The sequence below is a fragment of the Enterobacter cloacae complex sp. 342H5 genome (genome assembly GCF_050030905.1).
Taxonomy (GTDB): domain Bacteria; phylum Pseudomonadota; class Gammaproteobacteria; order Enterobacterales; family Enterobacteriaceae; genus Enterobacter; species Enterobacter intestinihominis.
This window is the reverse complement of record NZ_JBLGVB010000001.1, coordinates 1,592,197-1,611,409: the sequence shown is the minus strand read 5'-3', so window position 1 is coordinate 1,611,409 and position 19,213 is coordinate 1,592,197. Positions and strand designations below refer to the sequence as shown.

Sequence of the window (19,213 nt, the reverse complement as noted above, 5' to 3'; positions counted from 1 at the left end):
TTCTCTAAATTGTACAAGCGTGAGTTGGCGAGGTTTTGAACAGCCCCCACTCCACCACCGGTTCATTCCATCTTAATTTATAAGATTTACGAAGGATGTCGAAGCATGGAAATGGGTACTGTTAAGTGGTTCAACAACGCCAAGGGGTTTGGCTTCATTTGCCCCGAAGGCGGCGGCGAGGATATCTTCGCTCACTATTCCACCATTCAGATGGATGGTTACAGGACGCTCAAAGCCGGGCAGTCCGTCCGGTTCGATGTACACCAGGGGCCAAAAGGCAATCATGCCAGTCTGATCGTCCCCGTTGAAGCAGAAGCGGTTGCATAGCTCTCTGATTCATTGTGTACACCCTGCAGGCAAAATGCCAGCCCGATCGGCTGGCATTTTTATTTTCGGGTTATTCGCGCGCCAGCGCATCCACCGGATCCAGCCGCGCCGCGTTTCGCGCCGGTAGCCAGCCGAACAGAATACCGGTGAAGGTGGAACATAAAAACGCCGTCAGGATCGCCATCGGCGAGAAGCCAATCTCCCAGCCCGGTAAGAAGAGCTGGAGCGCAAAGGCGATCATCATCGAGAGCGCAATCCCCATCGCACCGCCCACCAGACACACCAGCACGGCTTCAATCAAAAATTGCTGCAGCACGTCGCTGGCTCTGGCTCCGACCGCCATGCGGATGCCGATCTCCCGCGTACGTTCGGTCACCGACACCAGCATAATGTTCATCACCCCTATCCCGCCGACGACCAGCGAAATCACCGCCACCAGCGTCAGGAACAGCTGAAGAGTACGTGTGGTCTTTTCCGCCGTTTTCAAGAGGCCATCCATATTCCAGGTGAAGAAATCCTTTTTCCCGTGGCGCAGGGTTAACAGCCGCTCCAGCTGCTGTTCCGCCAGCCCGCTGTCGTAGCCCTCCTTCACTCGAACGGTAATAGAGTTAAGCCATGACTGCCCCATGATGCGCCCGGAAATGGTGGTGTACGGCAGCCAGACGCGCAGGATTTTACTGCTGCCGAACATCGACTGCTTCTCTTCCGCCACGCCGATCACCGTCGCTGGCATGTTGCCTACGAGGATCACTTCCCCCACCACATTGGTCTTATTCGGGAACAGCTGCCTGCGGGAGTTAGCGTCTAACACCACCACCTGCGCCCTGCCCGCCAGCTGTTCAGCGTTGAAGGTCGCCCCTTCGCTGAAGGTCATGCCGTAGACGTTGAAGTAATCTCCGCTGACGCCGTTAGCGCTGGCCGCCACGTCGATGTTGCCGTAGCGCAGACGCAGGTTTTGCGAGACGGCAGGCGTGGCGGAGTTCACCCACGGCTGCTTCTGAATAGCCGCCAGATCGTCATACTTCAGCGCCTGCTGATACTGCGGCTCGTCGTCGCCAAAATCTTTGCCGGGGTAAACGTCGATGGTGTTAGTCCCGATGGCGCGAATATCTGCCAGCACCAGCTGTTTCGCCGCATCGCCCACCACCACAATCGACACCACTGAGGCAATACCAATAATGATGCCAAGCATGGTCAGCAGAGTGCGCATTTTGTTGGCCGCCATCGCCAGCCAGGCCATGGTCAGCGCCTCGCGGAAACCGCTGGAAAACTGGCCCCAGCCAGTTGCGGCCGGCAGCGGCTCTTTCGGCGCCGCCGCTCTGGACTGACGTGGCGGCGGGTTGCTGACCAGCTCGCCGTCGTGGATCTCGATAATGCGTTCCGCCTGCGCTGCCACCTGCGGATCGTGGGTGACGATAATCACCGTATGCCCCTGATCGCGAAGCTGATGCAGGATCGCCATCACCTCTTCACCGGAATGGCTGTCGAGCGCACCGGTTGGCTCATCGGCGAGGATCACCTGCCCACCGTTCATCAGCGCGCGGGCAATACTCACGCGTTGCTGCTGACCGCCGGAAAGCTGCGAAGGCTGATAATCAACACGCTCCGCCAGCCCAAGACGCGTTAACAGCGCCTTCGCGCGTTCGAGGCGTTTTTTGCGCTCGACGCCCGCATACACCGCCGGCACTTCCACATTCTGCGCCGCGCTCAGGTGTGAAAGCAGATGGTAACGCTGGAAGATAAAGCCAAAATGCTCGCGACGCAGCTTCGCCAGCGCGTCGCCGTCCAGGGTGGAAACATCCGTCCCGACCACGCGATAGGTGCCGCTGGTAGGCTTATCCAGACAGCCGAGAATGTTCATCAGCGTTGATTTACCCGAGCCCGATGCCCCGACAATCGCCACCATTTCACCGGCTTCAACGCGCAGGGAGATGCCTTTCAGCACCTCCACCGGCCCGTCGCCGGACGGATAGCTGCGACGAATGTCATTCAGCTCAAGCAGCGCCGTCATTGCGCGGCTCCAGGCAGGCTTTCGCTGGTGACCACTTCCTCACCCTCTTCCAGCCCTTTTACCACCACCACGTCGGTGTCGTTACGTGCGCCAATCACCACTTCCCGCTCGCGGGTTTCACCGTTGCGCAGCACTTTCACCTTGTAGCGATTGTCCCCGGCGGATTCGCCCAGCGCGGAGAGCGGAACCGTCAGCACGTTTTTCACGCCGGTCAACTGGATATGCACCTGAGCGGTCATGTCCAGACGCAGCACGCCCTGCGGGTTTGGCACCTCAAAACGCGCATAGTAGAAGATGGCGTCGTTGACCTTCTCCGGCGTCGGCAGGATATCTTTCAGCACCCCTTCATAGCGGGTTTGCGGATCGCCCAGCACCGTAAACCAGGCTTTCTGCCCCGGCTTAAGGTGAATGACGTCCGCTTCAGATACCTGGGCTTTCACCAGCATGGTGCTCATATCCGCCAGGGTCAGGATGTTCGGCGCCTGCTGCGCGGCGATGACCGTCTGGCCTTGCAGGGTGGTTATCTGCGTCACTTCCCCGGCCATTGGCGCAACGATTTGCGTGTAATCGAGGTTGGTTTTCGCCGTATCCAGCGAGGCCTGATTCCGCTTGATTTGCGCATCGATGGTGCCAATCTGCGCCTGCTTCACCGCCAGCTCCGTGGCGGCTGTGTCCAGATCCTGTTTCGAGATGGCCTGCGTTTTCGCCAGCGCCTGCTGGCGCGACAGGGTGACCTGAGCGAGATTACGCTCCGCCTGAGCCTGAGCGCGCTGCGCGCGCAACTCCATCAGCGTCGCTTCCACCTCGCGGATCTGGTTTTGCGCCTGCTCAGGATCGATCACGCCCAGCAACTGGCCTTTTTTAACCTTATCGCCAATCTCAACCGACAGGGTTTTAAGCTGACCGCTGACCTGCGCGCCCACGTCAACCTTACGCAGGGCATCCAGCTTCCCCGTCGCCAGCACGTTTTGTTGCAGCTCGCCCGGACGAACAATCAGCGTTTGATACTGGGGTACCGGCGCGTTCAGTACCTTCCATAACCAGAATCCGCCTGCTAACACCACTACCGCCAGCAGCAGAAACAGCTTTCTGCGTTTTCCCTTCAGGTTCATAAATATTCCAAATAATTGTTCTGGCTATCATCACCGTTGATTTTATCTAAACCACTCCTCAACGAAACCCCCGATCCCCGTTATCGTCGGGAATTGTTTACCCGATGTTGATAAAGCGCCTGCTGAAATAGCGAAATTCCACCAGAAGCAGGATCTAACATGTCTTCCATCGTCGATACACCTTATTCAACGCTGTCCCAGCCTAAATCGGGCTGGCAACTGTTTAAAAGCCTGGCATCGGGTTCCCTCACGCCGGGGCTGGCGTGGCAAAATCCGGCCTATCGACGTAAGTTTATGCTGCGCTCGCTGGCAACGCCGTTCACCACTGCGCGCCTGCTCGGAAACCTTGCAAAACAGCCCCGTCTGATGCAGATCCTGCGCGTGCAGCCCGGCCTGCCGTGCCGCCTGCACCGACCGTGGCTGACCGTCAATATGGGCCGTCAGAATACGCTGGACGCATTGGACAATCACTATCAGATGATGAGCCGCCATCTTCCGGCGTCACTGCTGAACGGCTACCTTTCCAGCCAGGGCATCACGCTGGTGACGTTAACGGGCAAAGAGGAGCAGCAGTTTAGCGTTCGCCTGAGCGCGGATGCGTTTCTGGACAAAGAAGGGGAAGCGACCCTCACTTTTTGCGACCACCAGAACACGGTGCTGGCCGAGCTGACCTTTACGCTGTGCAAATACCAGGGCAAGTCAACGCTCTTCATCGGCGGAATGCAGGGGGCGAAAGCGCATGTCCAGCACGAGCACATTCAGCTGGCGACCAAAGCCTGTCACGGACTGTTCCCAAAACGTCTGCTGGTTGAAGCGGTCATGACGCTGGCAGGCGCCTTCCCCGTCGAGCAGATCCTCGCGGTGAGTAACGCCACCCACATCTACCGCAGCTGGCGCTATCGCAAGAAAAAAGAGGGAAAATTGCTGGCTGACTATGACAGCTTCTGGCGCTCCCTTGGCGGACAGCAGCAGGAGAACGGCAACTTTGCCCTGCCACTGACCATGCCACGCAAACCGATGGAAGAGATTGCGAGTAAAAAACGGTCCGAGTACCGCCGCCGCTATATCCTGCTTGATAGCCTGCTCCAACAGGTATCGCAGGCGACTGCCCGTTAATCGGCTCTCCCGCGTGCCAGCCAGAGGACGCGGGAGAACATTTTACGCAGCAGCGTGGGCACCGACTCTACGCCCCGCCTGCCCGCTTCCGTCGCGACTTCAATGGCCAAATCCGGTTTTGACGACCGATGGATAGCTTTGGCGATCACCCGACGCATATTCATGGGCACATCCACCGGGATCATCGCCACGCGGTGAAAGACGTCGTCAAATCCCTGGCGGTACATAAAGTGCTCCATGTCCATCGCGGGCAGCGTGGTCAGATGTTCCCGCTCCTCTTCACGATCGTTATTGAGCAGGCTGCGCACGGTCGCCGCATATTTTTTACCCGCCTCATCGCCATCCACCAGCACGTGCCACTCTATCCCCATCCGGCGCGCAAATTTGATCAGCGGCTTTAAGCCAGACTGAGCAAATTCGATCACTTTGATGCCTTCGGCATCAAAGTGGTGTCCGCACTGGCGAGCCAGCTCGTTTATCACCCAGGTTTCGGTTTCCCCTTCCACCAGCAACCAGCAGCGGGCAAACAGGGAAGAGGCACGGTTAAAACGGATATGAAACGCAATGCGTCGGCCATCTTCGGCATTTAACCCGCCGGGCCCGAGCCGGTAGGCGGTGACCCGCGAGGATTCACGCACCAGGCGGCAGACATACTCCACCGGCGTCAGGGAGAGCAGCTCGCCGGAATTCGTGGTGGTGACACGCTGCAACGGCAGCAGATTAAGAAGATGCCACGCCACGGAAAGCATAATCGGGTGCAGCCGCGTTTCCGGATCTTCTACCAGCAGCAGCGGGCGCGCGTCCCGATCCAGGCGCACCGTCCCTTTCGCCTGTAACAGCGTGGAGAATAATCCCAGCAGGATCACCCGATGCGTGCGCCCGCTGAGGCGGTCGATCATGCGGTTGATAATATCGAGATAGCGCCAGCTTCGTTGCTCGTCGTGCGAGCGGCGGCGCATCAGGCGGTGGCGCGCCTGCCCCGTTCCCTGCTCGGAGAAGTAGTGCTCCAGCAGTTGGACCATGGCAGACAGTCCCTGACGGATCTGGCCGTCGGTGAGGTTCTGCGGCCGCGAGACCAGTTCACGGGCGAGGAAATCCAGCTCGCGGGCGGTCACCTCCACCTCGGGCATATTCGGTACGGTGCCGTTACGGATCCGCCGCATAAAGCGCGCGTCTCGTAAGCGCAACACGGGGGAGAGGCGGATAAGATGGCGGGCAAGCTCGTCAATATTATCGAGCGGGATCGGATTCCCCTTCTCATCAAGGAATTCACGCAGGGTTAATACCCCGTCGTTTTGCGCCATTTCGCCCTCAAGGCGATAGAAAATACGCTGGAACCCATCTTCACAGGGCACCCAGCAGGGCGACATAGGGCGAAAACGACGCACGCGATGGCGACCGGGCTCGGATTCGCGGAAGGTCAGAATGATATGCAGGTGTTTCTCGCGCCCGTTGACATCCCCCGGCGGAAACCAGAAGTCATCATGGACGAAGTGGTACAAGTTCTCTTCGGGCGAAAGCAGCAGCGTCAGGGCATCCAGCAGGCTGGATTTACCCCAGGCGTTTTCGCCTATCAGGACGTTGTTCTGTTCCAGTTGCAGCGACAGGCGGTTAATCCCGCGAAACCCGACAATCTCCACACGTTCGAGTAGCATACATCCCCCGCATTTCGGCCACTTTTTCCTTCAAGTTATCAGCAGTATAGCGGCAGGCTGTAGGTCACGACAGCAGAATATACGCCCCCTTAATTATTGGGCTATGCTCTAATTACCTCCGTTCTGAACAAGGATTGACATCACATTGCCTTAAATCAAATTTAGTGAATTTATTTGAGTGGCGAAGGGATGTTGATGGTTTCAAAATACTGGCTCTTTGAGTCGTCATCCCTTTATGGCGATATAACCCGCGCGCAGGAATGGGCGCGGACGTTTATTATTGAGGTGGTTATGTTCAGAAAATTAGCGGCAGAATGCTTTGGTACATTCTGGCTGGTGTTTGGTGGCTGCGGTAGCGCAGTACTGGCAGCCGCATTTCCGGAATTAGGTATTGGATTTGTCGGCGTCGCGCTGGCATTCGGTTTAACCGTATTAACCATGGCATTCGCCGTGGGGCATATTTCCGGCGGTCATTTCAACCCGGCCGTCACGTTAGGTTTATGGGCGGGCGGACGTTTCCCGGCGAAAGATATTATTGGCTATATTATTGCCCAGGTTATTGGCGGTATTATTGCCGCGGCGGTGTTGTACGTCATTGCCAGCGGGAAAGCCGGGTTTGACGCCGCGGCCAGCGGATTTGCGTCAAACGGCTTCGGCGAACACTCTCCAGGCGGCTACTCAATGCTGTCTGCTATCGTGATTGAAATTGTGCTCACCGCAGGTTTCCTGTTGGTGATCCACGGCGCAACGGACAAATACGCGCCTGCGGGCTTTGCCCCCATTGCTATTGGTCTGGCGCTGACGCTTATCCACCTGATCTCCATCCCGGTGACCAATACCTCCGTTAACCCGGCACGCAGCACCGCGGTGGCTATTTTCCAGGGCGGCTGGGCGCTTGAACAGCTGTGGCTGTTCTGGGTGATGCCAATTATTGGCGGTATTCTGGGCGGCGTGCTGTATCGCACCCTGCTGGAAAAACGCGATTAATTAAGTGCGGCCTGTAATGTCGGGTGACGCTAAAGCTTACCCGACCTACGTGAGTGTGCACTTTGTAGGCCGGGTAAGGCGTAGCCGCCACCCGGCTTTTTTTGTAGCTTTACCTCACAGCCTTTATTGGGTAGTGTCTCTGGCGCTTAAATGATACTCAAAAGGACCGGCTGTTCATGTTCTCAGGACTCCTCATCATTCTTCTGCCCCTGATTGTGGGCTACCTTATTCCGCTGCGTCATGAATCGGCCTTAAAGCTTATTAATCGTTTTCTCAGCTGGATTGTTTACGTCATTCTGTTCTTTATGGGGATCAGCCTGGCCTTCCTGGATAATCTGGCGACGAACTTGCTTTCCATCCTGCATTATTCTGCGGTTACGGTAGTGGTTATTCTGCTGTGCAATATTGCCGCGCTGTTCTGGCTGGAACGCACTATTCCCTGGAAAAATCACCACCATCAGGAAAAGCTTCCCTCCCGAATTGCGATGGCGCTGGAATCATTAAAGCTGTGCGGCGTGGTGGTGCTCGGTTTTTTACTGGGGCTAACCGGATGGGCTTTTTTACAGCACGCTACGGAAGCCAGCGAATATACGCTGATTTTCCTGCTCTTCCTGATCGGTATTCAGTTGCGAAATAATGGCATGACGCTGAAACAGATTGTCCTGAACCGCCGGGGCATGATGGTTGCCGTTATCGTTGTGGCCAGCTCAATGGCGGGGGGAGTGATTAACGCCTTTATTCTCGATCTGCCGCTGAAAACCAGCCTGGCGATGGCATCCGGTTTTGGCTGGTATTCGCTGTCCGGTATTCTGCTGACCGAATCGTTTGGTCCGGTGATCGGCAGCGCCGCCTTCTTTAACGATCTGGCGCGCGAGCTGATAGCCATCATGCTGATCCCCGGCCTGGTACGCCGCAGCCGCTCTACCGCGCTGGGCCTGTGCGGGGCCACCTCAATGGACTTTACCCTGCCGGTGTTACAGCGCTCGGGAGGTCTGGAGATGGTTCCTGCCGCTATTGTACACGGCTTTATTCTGAGCCTGCTGGTCCCCATTCTGATGGCGTTCTTCTCAGCCTGATACTGCTTTGGCGGTAGTGAACCTGCCGCCAAAATTGCGCTAAATCAATAACCCTCCACTTAGTATAAGAAAGCACTTTTCTCCGTTGTGGCACAGGCATAACCTTAAACATGTATCTCAAATATAACTTTAACAGGTGTGATTATGTTTTGTGTGCAATGTGAACAAACCATCCGTACTCCGGCAGGCAACGGCTGCTCTTACGCACAGGGTATGTGCGGCAAAACCGCAGAAACGTCCGATCTCCAGGACCTGCTGATTGCGGCGCTGCAAGGCTTATCCGCCTGGGCCTTCAAGGCCCGTGAATATGGCCTTGTCGATCACTATGTCGACAGCTTTGCGCCGCGCGCATTTTTCTCCACGCTGACTAACGTTAACTTCGATTCGCCACGCATTGTGGGCTATGCCCGCGAAGCGATTGCCCTGCGTGAAGCCCTGAAAGCGCAATGCCTGAATGCCGACGCCAGCGCCCGCGTGGACAACCCGATGGCGGAACTACAGCTGGTGAGCGACGACCTGGGCGAGCTACAGCGTCAGGCCGCCGAATTTACTCCCAATAAAGACAAAGCGGCGATTGGCGAGAACATCCTCGGCCTGCGCCTGCTGTGCCTGTACGGTCTGAAAGGTGCTGCGGCGTATATGGAGCACGCGCACGTACTCGGCCAGTACGACAACGACATTTATGCCCAGTACCACAAAATCATGGCATGGCTGGGCACCTGGCCTTCCGACATGAACGCCCTGCTGGAATGCTCGATGGAAATCGGCCAGATGAACTTCAAAGTGATGAGCATTCTGGATGCCGGTGAAACCAGCACCTACGGCCACCCAACGCCGACACAGGTCAACGTCAAAGCGACCGAAGGTAAATGCATCCTGATCTCCGGCCACGACCTGAAAGATCTCTACAACCTGCTGAAGCAGACCGAAGGCACCGGCGTTAACGTCTATACCCACGGCGAAATGTTGCCCGCGCACGGCTACCCGGAACTGCGTAAATTTAAGCATCTGATCGGTAACTACGGCAGCGGCTGGCAGAACCAGCAGGTGGAGTTCGCCCGCTTCCCTGGCCCAATTGTCATGACCTCTAACTGCATCATCGACCCTACCGTGGGCGCGTATGACGACCGAATCTGGACCCGCAGCATCGTCGGCTGGCCGGGCGTGAGCCACCTTGAAGGCGATGATTTCGGTCCGGTTATCGCACAGGCGCAGCAGATGGCAGGCTTCCCGTACAGCGAAATTCCGCACCTCATCACCGTCGGTTTTGGCCGTGAAACCCTGCTGGGTGCGGCGGATTCCCTGATTGACCTCGTCAGCCGTGAAAAACTGCGTCACATCTTCCTGATCGGCGGCTGTGACGGCGCGCGCGGGGAACGTAACTATTTCACCGATTTCGCCACCCGCGTTCCGGAAGACTGTCTGATCCTGACCCTGGCCTGCGGTAAATACCGTTTCAACAAGCTGGACTTCGGCAACATCGAAGGTCTGCCACGCCTGGTGGATGCTGGTCAGTGTAACGATGCGTATTCAGCCATCATTCTGGCGGTCACGCTGGCAGAGAAACTGGGCTGCGGCGTGAACGATCTGCCGCTGTCGCTGGTGCTCTCCTGGTTCGAGCAGAAAGCGATCGTTATTCTGTTGACCCTGCTCTCTCTCGGCGTGACCAACATCGTCACCGGGCCGACCGCGCCAGGCTTCCTGACGCCGGACCTGCTGGCCATCCTGAACGAGAAATTTGGTCTGCGTTCCGTGACCAACGTTGAAGATGATATGAAGCAACTGCTGAGCGCGTAAGGAGTAACTCATGACCATGCCAACCTCACAATGTCCGTGGCGGATGCAGGTTCATCACATCCAACAGGAGACGCCGGATGTGTGGACACTGTCGCTGCTGTGCCATGACTACTACCCGTACCGCGCAGGTCAGTATGCGCTGGTGAGTGTGCGTAATTCGGCGGATACCCTGCGCGCCTACACGATCTCCTCCACGCCGGGCGTGAGCGAATACATAACGCTCACCGTCCGTCGTATTGATGACGGCGCAGGCTCCCGGTGGCTGACCCGTGACGTGAAGCGCGGGGATTACATCTGGCTGTCTGACGCGCAGGGCGAGTTCACCTGTGACGACAAGAAGGAAGACAAATTCCTGCTTCTGGCGGCAGGCTGTGGCGTAACGCCGATTATGTCGATGCGCCGCTGGCTGGCGAAATACCGTCCTCAGGCCGACGTGCAGGTGATCTTTAGCGTGCGTTCCCCGGAAGATGTGATTTTTGCCGAGGAATGGCGAAATTATCCGGTGACCCTGGTGGCTGAGCACAACGCGACGCACGGTTTTGTCGCGGGGCGTCTGAGCCGCGAAATGTTGCAAAGCGTGCCGGACATTGCGGATCGTACCGTGATGACCTGCGGCCCGGCGCCGTACATGGAGATCGTGGAGAAAGAAGTGAAAGCGCTCGGCGTGACCCGCTTCTTTAAAGAGCAGTTCTTCACGCCTGTAGCGGCAGCGGCGACCAGCGGGATGAAGTTCACGAAGCTGCAACCGGCGCAGACCTTCTTTGGTCGCGTGGGCACCACGCTGCTTGAAGCGCTCGAAAGCAATAACGTGCCGGTAGCGGCAGCCTGTCGCGCGGGTGTGTGCGGCTGCTGTAAGACGAAGGTGGTTTCCGGTGAATACACCGTCACCAGCACCATGACGCTGACCGATGCGGAAATTGCAGAGGGTTACGTGTTGGCGTGTTCATGCCATCCGCAGGGGGACCTGGTGCTGGCATAATCTGGCGCAGTGCCTCCATTTGTTGCCGGGTGGCACTGCGTTTACCCGGCCTACTTTGTACATGTTGGCTCTTCGTAGGCCCGGTAAGCGTTAGCGCCACCGGGCTTTTTGCCGGGTGGCATTGCGTTTACCCGGCTTACGTTGTGCCTACTGCCTGTGCGTATGGAATACCAGGCAGCCAATACAGTGACTTTCTTCTAAGCTTGTAAGCGATATCACATAAAGGAGAAGGACCACCATGAAACAAACCGTGGCTGCATACATAGCGAAAACCCTGGAGCAGGCTGGCGTAAAGCGTATCTGGGGCGTCACCGGCGATTCGCTGAACGGACTCAGCGACAGCCTCAACAAGATGAAGACCATTGAATGGATGCCCACCCGCCATGAAGAGGTCGCCGCCTTTGCCGCGGGTGCCGAAGCGCAGCTCACGGGCGAACTCGCCGTCTGTGCAGGTTCCTGCGGACCGGGAAACCTGCACCTTATCAACGGTCTTTTCGACTGTCACCGCAACCATGTTCCGGTGCTGGCGATTGCCGCACATATTCCGTCATCCGAGATCGGCAGCGGCTATTTTCAGGAAACGCATCCTCAGGAGCTGTTCCGTGAATGCAGCCACTACTGCGAGCTGGTCTCGTCGCCGGAGCAGATCCCACAGGTGCTGGCGATAGCCATGCGTAAGGCGATCCTGAATCGCGGGGTTTCGGTGGTTGTGCTGCCGGGGGACGTGGCGCTGAAGGCTGCACCTGAAACCGCCACCACCCACTGGTACTCTGCGCCACAGCCAACCATTACCCCTGCGGATGAAGAACTTAAAAAGCTGGCGCAGCTGCTGCGATACTCCAACAATATCGCCCTGATGTGCGGCAGCGGCTGTGCTGGCGCGCATAAAGAGCTGGTGGAATTTGCCGCTAAGCTGAAGGCGCCAGTTGTGCACGCCCTGCGCGGCAAAGAGCACGTTGAATACGATAACCCGTACGATGTGGGCATGACCGGGCTGATCGGTTTTTCCAGCGGCTTCCATACCATGATGAACGCCGATACGCTGATCCTGCTCGGCACCCAGTTCCCGTACCGCGCGTTCTACCCGACGGATGCCAAAATTATCCAGATCGACATTAATCCCGGTAGCATCGGCGCGCACAGCAAGGTGGATATGGCGCTTATCGGCGATATTAAATCCACCCTCGCCGCCCTCCTGCCGCTGCTGGAAGAAAAAACGGACCGCAAATTCCTCGATAAAGCCCTGAGCGACTATCGCGATGCGCGTAAGGGGCTGGACGATCTCGCCAAACCGAGCGAAAAAGCGATCCACCCGCAGTATCTGGCGCAGCAGATCAGCCACTTCGCCGACGACGATGCCATCTTCACCTGCGACGTGGGTACGCCCACCGTCTGGGCCGCGCGCTATCTGAAAATGAACGGCAAACGACGCCTGCTTGGGTCGTTCAACCATGGCTCAATGGCCAACGCCATGCCGCAGGCGCTGGGCGCAAAAGCGACGGCACCGGAACGGCAGGTGGTGGCGATGTGCGGCGACGGCGGGTTCAGTATGCTGATGGGGGATTTCCTGTCGGTGGCGCAGATGAAGCTTCCGCTGAAAATCGTGGTCTTTAACAACAGCGTGCTGGGCTTTGTGGCGATGGAGATGAAAGCCGGAGGCTACCTCACGGACGGCACCGAGCTGCACGACACCAACTTCGCCCGCATCGCCGAAGCCTGCGGTATCACCGGTATTCGGGTGGAGAAAGCCTCAGATGTGGACGAAGCCCTGCAACGTGCCTTCGCCATCGACGGCCCGGTACTGGTGGATGTGGTGGTCGCCAAAGAAGAGCTGGCAATCCCGCCTCAAATCAAGCTGGAACAGGCTAAAGGTTTTAGCCTCTACATGCTGCGCGCCATCATCAGCGGGCGCGGTGACGAAGTGATCGAACTGGCAAAAACCAACTGGCTCAGGTAAAACATTTCACAAGACCTCTTAAATGAAAGGGATGTGAAATGATTGATTTACGTAGTGATACCGTTACCCGTCCGGGCCGCGCCATGCTCGAAGAGATGATGGCCGCCCCGGTCGGGGACGACGTCTACGGCGATGACCCGACGGTCAACGAACTCCAGCGCTATGCGGCCGAGCTGAGCGGTAAAGAGGCTGCCCTGTTCCTGCCCACCGGCACGCAGGCTAACCTGGTGGCGCTGCTGAGCCACTGCGAGCGCGGCGAAGAGTATATCGTCGGCCAGGGGGCGCATAACTACCTGTACGAAGCCGGCGGCGCGGCGGTGCTTGGCAGCATTCAGCCGCAGCCGATCGATGCCGCGCCGGATGGTACGCTGCCGCTGGACAAAGTCGCGGCAAAAATCAAAGCCGATGATATTCACTTCGCCCGCACTAAACTGCTGAGCCTTGAAAACACCCATAACGGTAAAGTTCTGCCGCGCGAATACCTGAAAGCGGCATGGGATTTTACCCGCGAGCGCAAGCTCGGCCTGCACGTTGACGGCGCACGTATCTTCAACGCCGTGGTGGAGTACGGCTGCGAGCTAAAAGAGATCACCCAATATTGCGACTCGTTCACCATTTGCCTCTCTAAAGGGCTGGGTACGCCGGTGGGTTCCCTGCTGGTTGGCAGTGCAGACTACATCAGACGCGCCAACCGCTGGCGTAAAATGACCGGCGGCGGGATGCGTCAGGCGGGTATTCTGGCGGCTGCCGGACTGTACGCCCTGAAAAATAACGTGTCACGCCTGAAAGACGATCACGACAATGCGGCGTGGATGGCAGCGCAGCTGCGTGAAATCGGCGCTGATGTCATGCGTCATGACACCAACATGCTGTTTGTCCGCGTCGGCAATGAGCATGCTGCCGCGCTGGGCGAATTTATGAAAGCCCGAGGCGTGCTGATCAACGCCTCCCCGGTCGTGCGACTGGTGATGCATCTTGACGTTAACCGCGAGCAGTTGACCGAGGTGGTGAAACACTGGCAGGCGTTTTTACAGCGTTAAGGAGCATACCGTGCCGCAACGTATTCTGGTGCTCGGTGCCAGCGGGTATATCGGTCAGCATCTGACCACTGCGTTAAGCCAGCAGGGGCACCAGGTGCTGGCAGTGGCACGCAACACGGAACGCCTGCAAAAGCTACATTTGCCTGGCGTGACGTGTCACAACGTTGACCTTAACTGGCCGAAAGCGCTTCCTGCGCTGCTGGCAGGGGTCGATACGCTTTACTACCTTGTTCACAGCATGGGCGAAGGCGGCGATTTTATCGCCCACGAGCGTCAGGTGGCGATGAACGTACGTGATACGCTGCTGCAAACGCCGGTAAAGCAGGTGATCTTTCTAAGCTCGCTTCAGGCGCCTGAGAACGAGCAGTCAGACCATCTGCGCGCCCGGCAACTGACGGCAGAGACATTGCGAAGCGCCCGTATCCCCGTCACCGAACTGCGGGCAGGGATCATCGTCGGCGCGGGTTCCGCCGCGTTCGAAGTGATGCGCGATATGGTCTACAACCTGCCTGTGCTGACACCGCCGCGCTGGGTACGCTCGCGCACCACGCCCATTGCGCTGGAGAATTTACTCCACTATCTGGTGGCATTGCTGGATCATCCGGCGGCGGCGCATCGTGTGCTGGAGGCGGCTGGCCCGGAAGTGTTGAGCTATCAGGCGCAGTTCGAACATTTTATGCGGGTGAGTGGCCGCCGCCGCTGGCTGGTGCCCGTCCCCTTCCCGACCCGCTGGATTTCGGTGTGGTTTTTGAATGTGATCACCTCCGTGCCGCCGACGACTGCCAAAGCGCTTATACAGGGACTGAAACACGATCTGCTGGCGGACGATCGTGAACTGCGTGCCTTGATCCCTCAGGAATTGATCCCCTTCGACGATGCCGTACGCAATACGCTGAAAGAAGAAGAGAAGCTGGTGAACTCCAGCGACTGGGGCTACGATGCGCAGGCGTTTGCCCGCTGGCGGCCCGAGTACGGCTATTACCCAAAACAGGCGGGCTGTACGGTAAAAACCACTGCCAGCCTCACAGCGCTGTGGGACGTTGTGAACCAGATCGGCGGCAAAGAGCGCTATTTCTTCGGCAATATCCTCTGGCAAACGCGCGGCGCGCTGGATCTGCTGGTGGGTCACCGGCTGGCAAAAGGCCGTCCTGCCGCCCCGTATCTGAACGTGGGCGATACGGTCGACAGCTGGAAGGTGATCATCGTTGAGCCGGAAAAACAGCTGGCGCTGCTGTTTGGCATGAAGGCACCGGGGCTGGGGCGGCTCTGCTTCACCCTTAAAGACAAAGGCGATCACCGCGAGCTGGACGTTCGGGCGTGGTGGCACCCGCACGGAATGCCCGGGCTGTTCTACTGGCTGCTGATGATCCCGGCACACCTGTTTATCTTCCGCGGAATGGCGAAACGGATTGCGCAACTGGCAGAAGAAAAGCGGGAAAGTAACTAAATAAAACTCTTAATCTTTCACCTTTCCCATTGCAACACATCGTAATTCACGAAAGAATGCGCACGAAATTCTTTTCAACACAGTGGATTGTTATGAAGGTACTGGTTACCGGGGCGACCAGCGGCTTAGGCCGAAATGCGGTCGAATTTCTGCGCAACAAAGGCATCAGCGTGAGGGCCACCGGTCGCAACGAGGCGATGGGCAAGCTCTTGCAAAAAATGGGCGCTGAGTTTGTCCATGCCGACCTGACGGAGCTGGTCTCCTCTCAGGCCAAGGTGATGCTCGCCGGTATCGATACGCTGTGGCACTGCTCCAGTTTTACCTCCCCGTGGGGTACCCAGGAAGCCTTCGATCTCGCCAACGTGCGCGCCACGCGCCGTCTGGGCGAATGGGCCGTCGCCTGGGGCGTGCGTAACTTTATTCATATCTCTTCCCCGTCGCTCTATTTTGATTATCACCATCATCGTGATATTCAGGAAGATTTCCGCCCTGCGCGCTTTGCCTGTGAATTTGCCCGCAGTAAAGCGGCTGGCGAAGAGGTGATCGACCTGCTGGCCCAGTCAAATCCGCACACCCGCTTTACCGTGCTGCGACCACAGAGCCTGTTTGGGCCGCACGACAAAGTCTTTATCCCGCGACTGGCCCAGATGATGCACCATTACGGCAGCGTGCTGTTACCGCGCGGCGGCGATGCGCTGGTAGACATGACCTATTACGAAAATGCCGTTCACGCCATGTGGCTGGCGAGCCAGCCGGAGTGCGATAAGCTGGTGTCGGGCCGCGCCTATAACATTACCAACGGCGAACCCTGTACCCTGCGCAGCATTGTGCAAAGGCTGATTGATGAGTTAAAAATCGACTGCCGGATCCGTTCCGTTCCCTACCCGATGCTGGACATGATTGCCCGCAGCATGGAGCGCTTTGGCAGTAAATCGGCGAAAGAGCCTGCGCTGACGCATTACGGTGTGTCGAAGCTCAACTTTGATTTTACGCTGGATATTTCTCGGGCGGAGAACGAGCTGGGGTATAAACCGATTATCTCGCTGGATGAAGGGATAGTGCGTACGGCGGCGTGGTTACGGGATCACGGGAAGTTGCACCGGTAAGCGTTCCAGCCTCATGTAGGCCGGGTAAGCGCAGCGCCACCCGGCAAAAAACAGAGAGTGCGGACTGATGCCCTCACCCCGGCCCTCTCCCACAGGTAGAGGGTGCAAACATTAAAACGGCAACCCGAGGGTTGCCGTTTGCTTTTACAGAGCCGTCCAGGCTTCAGCCCATGCCAGGCCTGCACCCGGCTCATAGTACGTCGGCGCACTGTTACACCAGCCGCTGTACGGGAACGGTTTGCACTGGAACAATTTACCGTGGTTGTTCACGATATCACCGGCGTTGTACTTGCTGTTCGCGCTCCATGCCGGGTAAGACGTATCTTCTCCGGATGGCGTTGTCGCTTTCGCTTTCACGTTCAGCAGGTAAGACGTGGTGCTGCTCAGCTCGCCATCGCTGACGGTCAGGCTCACTTCATACTGCTGCGCCGTTGTAGACTCAGGCGCCTTAAAGGTCACCACCGCTTTATCTTCGCCGGTCACGGTCTGGCCATCCTGAGAACGCCAGGTGTAGGTCAGCTTGTTGCCGTCTGCGTCGGTAGAGCCTTCCGCGCTCAGAGAAACCTGCGCGCCCGCTTCAACGGCACCGATTGGGCCCGCAATCTGCGCAACCGGCGCGTGGTTCACCGCGACAGGTTCAACCGGAGTTTCATCCGGAACTGGCGCTGGCGTTGGGGCCGGCGTAACATCTTCAGAAGGTGTTGGCGTTGGCGTGACCGGGGTTTCGTCCGGCGTCACCGAGGAACCGTCGTCATTCACGATATTCACGTTATAGAACTTCTGCACGCACTTGCTGTAGTCGCCCTCTTTGAACGCGCTAAACGGTGTCTGATAGCCCACCAGCTGGCAAGAGTAAGTCTTGCCGTCCGGGGTATCCGCGCTCCATCCCCAGTCCTGTTCCCAGTAAATCTTCAGGGCGCCTGCGCCACCTTCGTCGAACTGCTTCATGTTGGCGCAACCCAACACTTCGTTCGCCGGAACAGGGACTTTCAGGTAGTTCGCAAATTCTTTGTAATACTTGATACGGTTCTGAGACTGCGCAATTTCAGTCGGGCCGCCGCACTCAACGCCGCCGTTGATGATCTGGGTTGTTACACCGAAGCCCGGGACCAGGCCGTTGGCTTTATCGTGATCGTTCGGCTGCCATGTACCGTCGATCACCTGCAACATGCTTGGTTTTGGCGGCTGTGGATAGGCGAAGAAGAAGATAGCACTGGCCAGGTTCAGCCAGGTGTCCGCCACCAGCTCAGGTTTATCGAGCAGAGTACGCACGTCGCCGTACATCGCTTCAGAGAATGGACCGTAGTTGTAGTTGTAGGACAACTGTTTCGCACCGCGTCCGAAATAGCTCAGGAAATCGCCGTCTTTGTCTTTACCGCAAGGCCAGGTCTGTCCCTGCCAGACGTCCGGGTTACATTCACCGTTATAGCCCCCCTTCTGCCCTTCGCTCCAGCCCATTTCACGCACGTGGACCAGCGCCTGACGCCATTCGGCTTCCGGACGCCAGCTTTCGTGGCCGCCGGTTTCCTGGGCAAAGTGGGCAAACATGGTCGCCAGCTCTTTGCGGCAGATAGCGTCGCTGTCACGACCGTCGTTGTAGGTCTTACACAGCGCCGGGAATTTACCCACGGCTTTCAGGAAGTTGCTGTAGGTATAAGCCTGTGCACGCAGCGGAAAGAGATATTCCCAGTCGCTGGCTTTCACAATCCCTTCAACGCGTTTGACGTTGTCCGGGTTCGCCGCGCGGCCTGGCTCAATCAGTTCGACCTGCGCGTTGTCCAGGGTCTGAATAGTCTCTTTAACGGAGGCCATCAGCGGGAAGTTAGTGAGCTCATGCTCTTTCTTCGCCAGATCGCTGGCTTTCATGGTGTACGGCTCGCCGGTGGTCGCCTGCAAAGAGGCGGCCTGCGCCATAAAAGGTGCAACGCAAGCACCAGCAACAAGTACACTCAGTAACGTCCTTTTGTTCATTTCAGTTTTCCTGTTCGTTTCAAATTAAATGTTAATATCCCGGCTTAGGTATTATTCCGTTAATACATAAACCACATTCAGCTGTTTTCACTTTTCGAAGAACACCTTCAGGAATTCTTCAAAAATAAAAAACGTTAATCACGTGCTGCTAATTTTAATTGCTGATATTTAGCCCAGACCTTATGGGCATATTTCATCCGCTGCGGATAATTCTCTTTCTTCAACCCGGCGTTATAAGCACCTACCGCTTCCCAGTTATAGCCATATACTCTTATCATTCCGGAGAGAATGGAGGCACCCACCATGATGGAGGTACACGGCTCGGTCATTAAGCGATACTCATCGATGCCTCTGCTTTCCAGCGCGGTAAAATGCGAGCTGTTGATTTGCATCAGCCCGACATCCCGCGTGCCATCGCGGTTTTGCCCAACCGCGTACGGATTCATACCGGATTCCACATTCGCTATCGCGTACAGTAAATAAGGGTCGACATGATAATAACGCGCCGCTTTATCCCAACAGTTTGCCAGAGCGCCCTGGCTTATTATTAATAACAACAAAATGAGCTTTTTCATTTTTACCTGCTGACTTTATTGGTTATTTCTCCTTAGAAACATCCTGTAAATGAATTT

General features: G+C 57.1%; 15 protein-coding genes. 10 read left to right on the top strand and 5 right to left on the bottom strand.

The features are described from left to right. The first annotated feature begins 105 nt into the window (after nucleotides 1-105). Complete coding sequence (gene cspD, locus ACQG03_RS07765; protein WP_006174390.1) at nucleotides 106-327, top strand: cold shock-like protein CspD; 222 nt, start codon at nucleotides 106-108, stop codon at nucleotides 325-327. A 70-nt stretch (nucleotides 328-397) separates the two neighbouring features. Here cspD and macB read toward each other — a convergent pair whose 3' ends face one another. Together macB and macA are read right to left on the bottom strand one after the other, a co-directional pair. Beyond that, complete coding sequence (gene macB / locus ACQG03_RS07760) at nucleotides 398-2,338, bottom strand: macrolide ABC transporter ATP-binding protein/permease MacB (RefSeq protein ID WP_063163394.1); 1,941 nt, start codon at nucleotides 2,336-2,338, stop codon at nucleotides 398-400. After that, the gene (macA, locus tag ACQG03_RS07755; RefSeq protein ID WP_022647609.1) at nucleotides 2,335-3,450 is read right to left on the bottom strand and encodes a macrolide transporter subunit MacA; all 1,116 of its coding nucleotides are present in this window, start codon (nucleotides 3,448-3,450) and stop codon (nucleotides 2,335-2,337) included. Before macA ends, macB begins: the two co-directional genes overlap by 4 nt. Before the next feature lie 159 nt (nucleotides 3,451-3,609). On the opposite strand from macA, the gene ACQG03_RS07750 reads away from it, so the two are divergent. Further along, complete coding sequence (locus tag ACQG03_RS07750) at nucleotides 3,610-4,566, top strand: VirK/YbjX family protein (RefSeq protein WP_063163395.1); 957 nt, start codon at nucleotides 3,610-3,612, stop codon at nucleotides 4,564-4,566. Here ACQG03_RS07750 and ACQG03_RS07745 read toward each other — a convergent pair. Beyond that, nucleotides 4,563-6,221 carry an ATP-dependent endonuclease gene (locus ACQG03_RS07745; protein WP_426726111.1) on the bottom strand — a complete coding sequence of 553 codons (1,659 nt, stop codon included), beginning with the start codon at nucleotides 6,219-6,221 and terminating at the stop codon, nucleotides 4,563-4,565. The two genes, ACQG03_RS07750 and ACQG03_RS07745, sit on opposite strands and share 4 nt — an antisense overlap. Before the next feature lie 291 nt (nucleotides 6,222-6,512). Here ACQG03_RS07745 and aqpZ point away from each other — a divergent pair, with 291 nt between their 5' ends. From aqpZ to ACQG03_RS07705, 8 genes are all read left to right on the top strand, one after another. After that, nucleotides 6,513-7,208, top strand: coding sequence for an aquaporin Z (gene aqpZ / locus ACQG03_RS07740; protein ID WP_026080729.1), 696 nt, complete (start codon nucleotides 6,513-6,515; stop codon nucleotides 7,206-7,208). Nucleotides 7,209-7,384: 176 nt separating this feature from the next. Next, the gene (locus tag ACQG03_RS07735; protein ID WP_022647606.1) at nucleotides 7,385-8,284 is read left to right on the top strand and encodes a lysine exporter LysO family protein; all 900 of its coding nucleotides are present in this window, start codon (nucleotides 7,385-7,387) and stop codon (nucleotides 8,282-8,284) included. Nucleotides 8,285-8,428: 144 nt separating this feature from the next. Further along, complete coding sequence (hcp, locus tag ACQG03_RS07730) at nucleotides 8,429-10,081, top strand: hydroxylamine reductase (protein ID WP_023299708.1); 1,653 nt, start codon at nucleotides 8,429-8,431, stop codon at nucleotides 10,079-10,081. A 10-nt stretch (nucleotides 10,082-10,091) separates the two neighbouring features. Next, complete coding sequence (hcr, locus tag ACQG03_RS07725) at nucleotides 10,092-11,060, top strand: NADH oxidoreductase (protein ID WP_023299707.1); 969 nt, start codon at nucleotides 10,092-10,094, stop codon at nucleotides 11,058-11,060. A 238-nt stretch (nucleotides 11,061-11,298) separates the two neighbouring features. Then, nucleotides 11,299-13,017, top strand: coding sequence for a ubiquinone-dependent pyruvate dehydrogenase (gene poxB / locus ACQG03_RS07720; RefSeq protein WP_063163397.1), 1,719 nt, complete (start codon nucleotides 11,299-11,301; stop codon nucleotides 13,015-13,017). Between the two features lie 38 nt (nucleotides 13,018-13,055). Then, the gene (gene ltaE, locus ACQG03_RS07715; RefSeq protein ID WP_032624552.1) at nucleotides 13,056-14,057 is read left to right on the top strand and encodes a low-specificity L-threonine aldolase; all 1,002 of its coding nucleotides are present in this window, start codon (nucleotides 13,056-13,058) and stop codon (nucleotides 14,055-14,057) included. A gap of 10 nt (nucleotides 14,058-14,067) precedes the next feature. Then, the gene (locus ACQG03_RS07710) at nucleotides 14,068-15,504 is read left to right on the top strand and encodes an SDR family oxidoreductase (protein WP_063163398.1); all 1,437 of its coding nucleotides are present in this window, start codon (nucleotides 14,068-14,070) and stop codon (nucleotides 15,502-15,504) included. A gap of 92 nt (nucleotides 15,505-15,596) precedes the next feature. Next, nucleotides 15,597-16,610, top strand: coding sequence for an NAD-dependent epimerase/dehydratase family protein (locus ACQG03_RS07705; RefSeq protein WP_022647600.1), 1,014 nt, complete (start codon nucleotides 15,597-15,599; stop codon nucleotides 16,608-16,610). Between the two features lie 144 nt (nucleotides 16,611-16,754). Here ACQG03_RS07705 and ACQG03_RS07700 read toward each other — a convergent pair whose 3' ends face one another. Together ACQG03_RS07700 and iagB are read right to left on the bottom strand one after the other, a co-directional pair. Then, on the bottom strand, nucleotides 16,755-18,581 hold the full coding sequence (locus ACQG03_RS07700) for a chitinase (RefSeq protein ID WP_032624555.1): 1,827 nt from the start codon (nucleotides 18,579-18,581) through the stop codon (nucleotides 16,755-16,757). A 134-nt stretch (nucleotides 18,582-18,715) separates the two neighbouring features. Next, the gene (iagB, locus tag ACQG03_RS07695) at nucleotides 18,716-19,156 is read right to left on the bottom strand and encodes a type III secretion system invasion protein IagB (RefSeq protein ID WP_022647598.1); all 441 of its coding nucleotides are present in this window, start codon (nucleotides 19,154-19,156) and stop codon (nucleotides 18,716-18,718) included. Nucleotides 19,157-19,213: the final 57 nt, after the last annotated feature.

Excerpts from the sequence above, each read along its gene's own strand:
- cspD (WP_006174390.1), top strand. The coding sequence starts at position 106 with ATGGAAATGGGTACTGTTAAGTGGTTCAACAACGCCAAGGGGTTTGGC.
- macB (WP_063163394.1), bottom strand. The coding sequence starts at position 2,338 with ATGACGGCGCTGCTTGAGCTGAATGACATTCGTCGCAGCTATCCGTCC.
- macA (WP_022647609.1), bottom strand. The coding sequence starts at position 3,450 with ATGAACCTGAAGGGAAAACGCAGAAAGCTGTTTCTGCTGCTGGCGGTA.
- ACQG03_RS07750 (WP_063163395.1), top strand. The coding sequence starts at position 3,610 with ATGTCTTCCATCGTCGATACACCTTATTCAACGCTGTCCCAGCCTAAA.
- ACQG03_RS07745 (WP_426726111.1), bottom strand. The coding sequence starts at position 6,221 with ATGCTACTCGAACGTGTGGAGATTGTCGGGTTTCGCGGGATTAACCGC.
- aqpZ (WP_026080729.1), top strand. The coding sequence starts at position 6,513 with ATGTTCAGAAAATTAGCGGCAGAATGCTTTGGTACATTCTGGCTGGTG.
- ACQG03_RS07735 (WP_022647606.1), top strand. The coding sequence starts at position 7,385 with ATGTTCTCAGGACTCCTCATCATTCTTCTGCCCCTGATTGTGGGCTAC.
- hcp (WP_023299708.1), top strand. The coding sequence starts at position 8,429 with ATGTTTTGTGTGCAATGTGAACAAACCATCCGTACTCCGGCAGGCAAC.
- hcr (WP_023299707.1), top strand. The coding sequence starts at position 10,092 with ATGACCATGCCAACCTCACAATGTCCGTGGCGGATGCAGGTTCATCAC.
- poxB (WP_063163397.1), top strand. The coding sequence starts at position 11,299 with ATGAAACAAACCGTGGCTGCATACATAGCGAAAACCCTGGAGCAGGCT.
- ltaE (WP_032624552.1), top strand. The coding sequence starts at position 13,056 with ATGATTGATTTACGTAGTGATACCGTTACCCGTCCGGGCCGCGCCATG.
- ACQG03_RS07705 (WP_022647600.1), top strand. The coding sequence starts at position 15,597 with ATGAAGGTACTGGTTACCGGGGCGACCAGCGGCTTAGGCCGAAATGCG.
- ACQG03_RS07700 (WP_032624555.1), bottom strand. The coding sequence starts at position 18,581 with ATGAACAAAAGGACGTTACTGAGTGTACTTGTTGCTGGTGCTTGCGTT.
- iagB (WP_022647598.1), bottom strand. The coding sequence starts at position 19,156 with ATGAAAAAGCTCATTTTGTTGTTATTAATAATAAGCCAGGGCGCTCTG.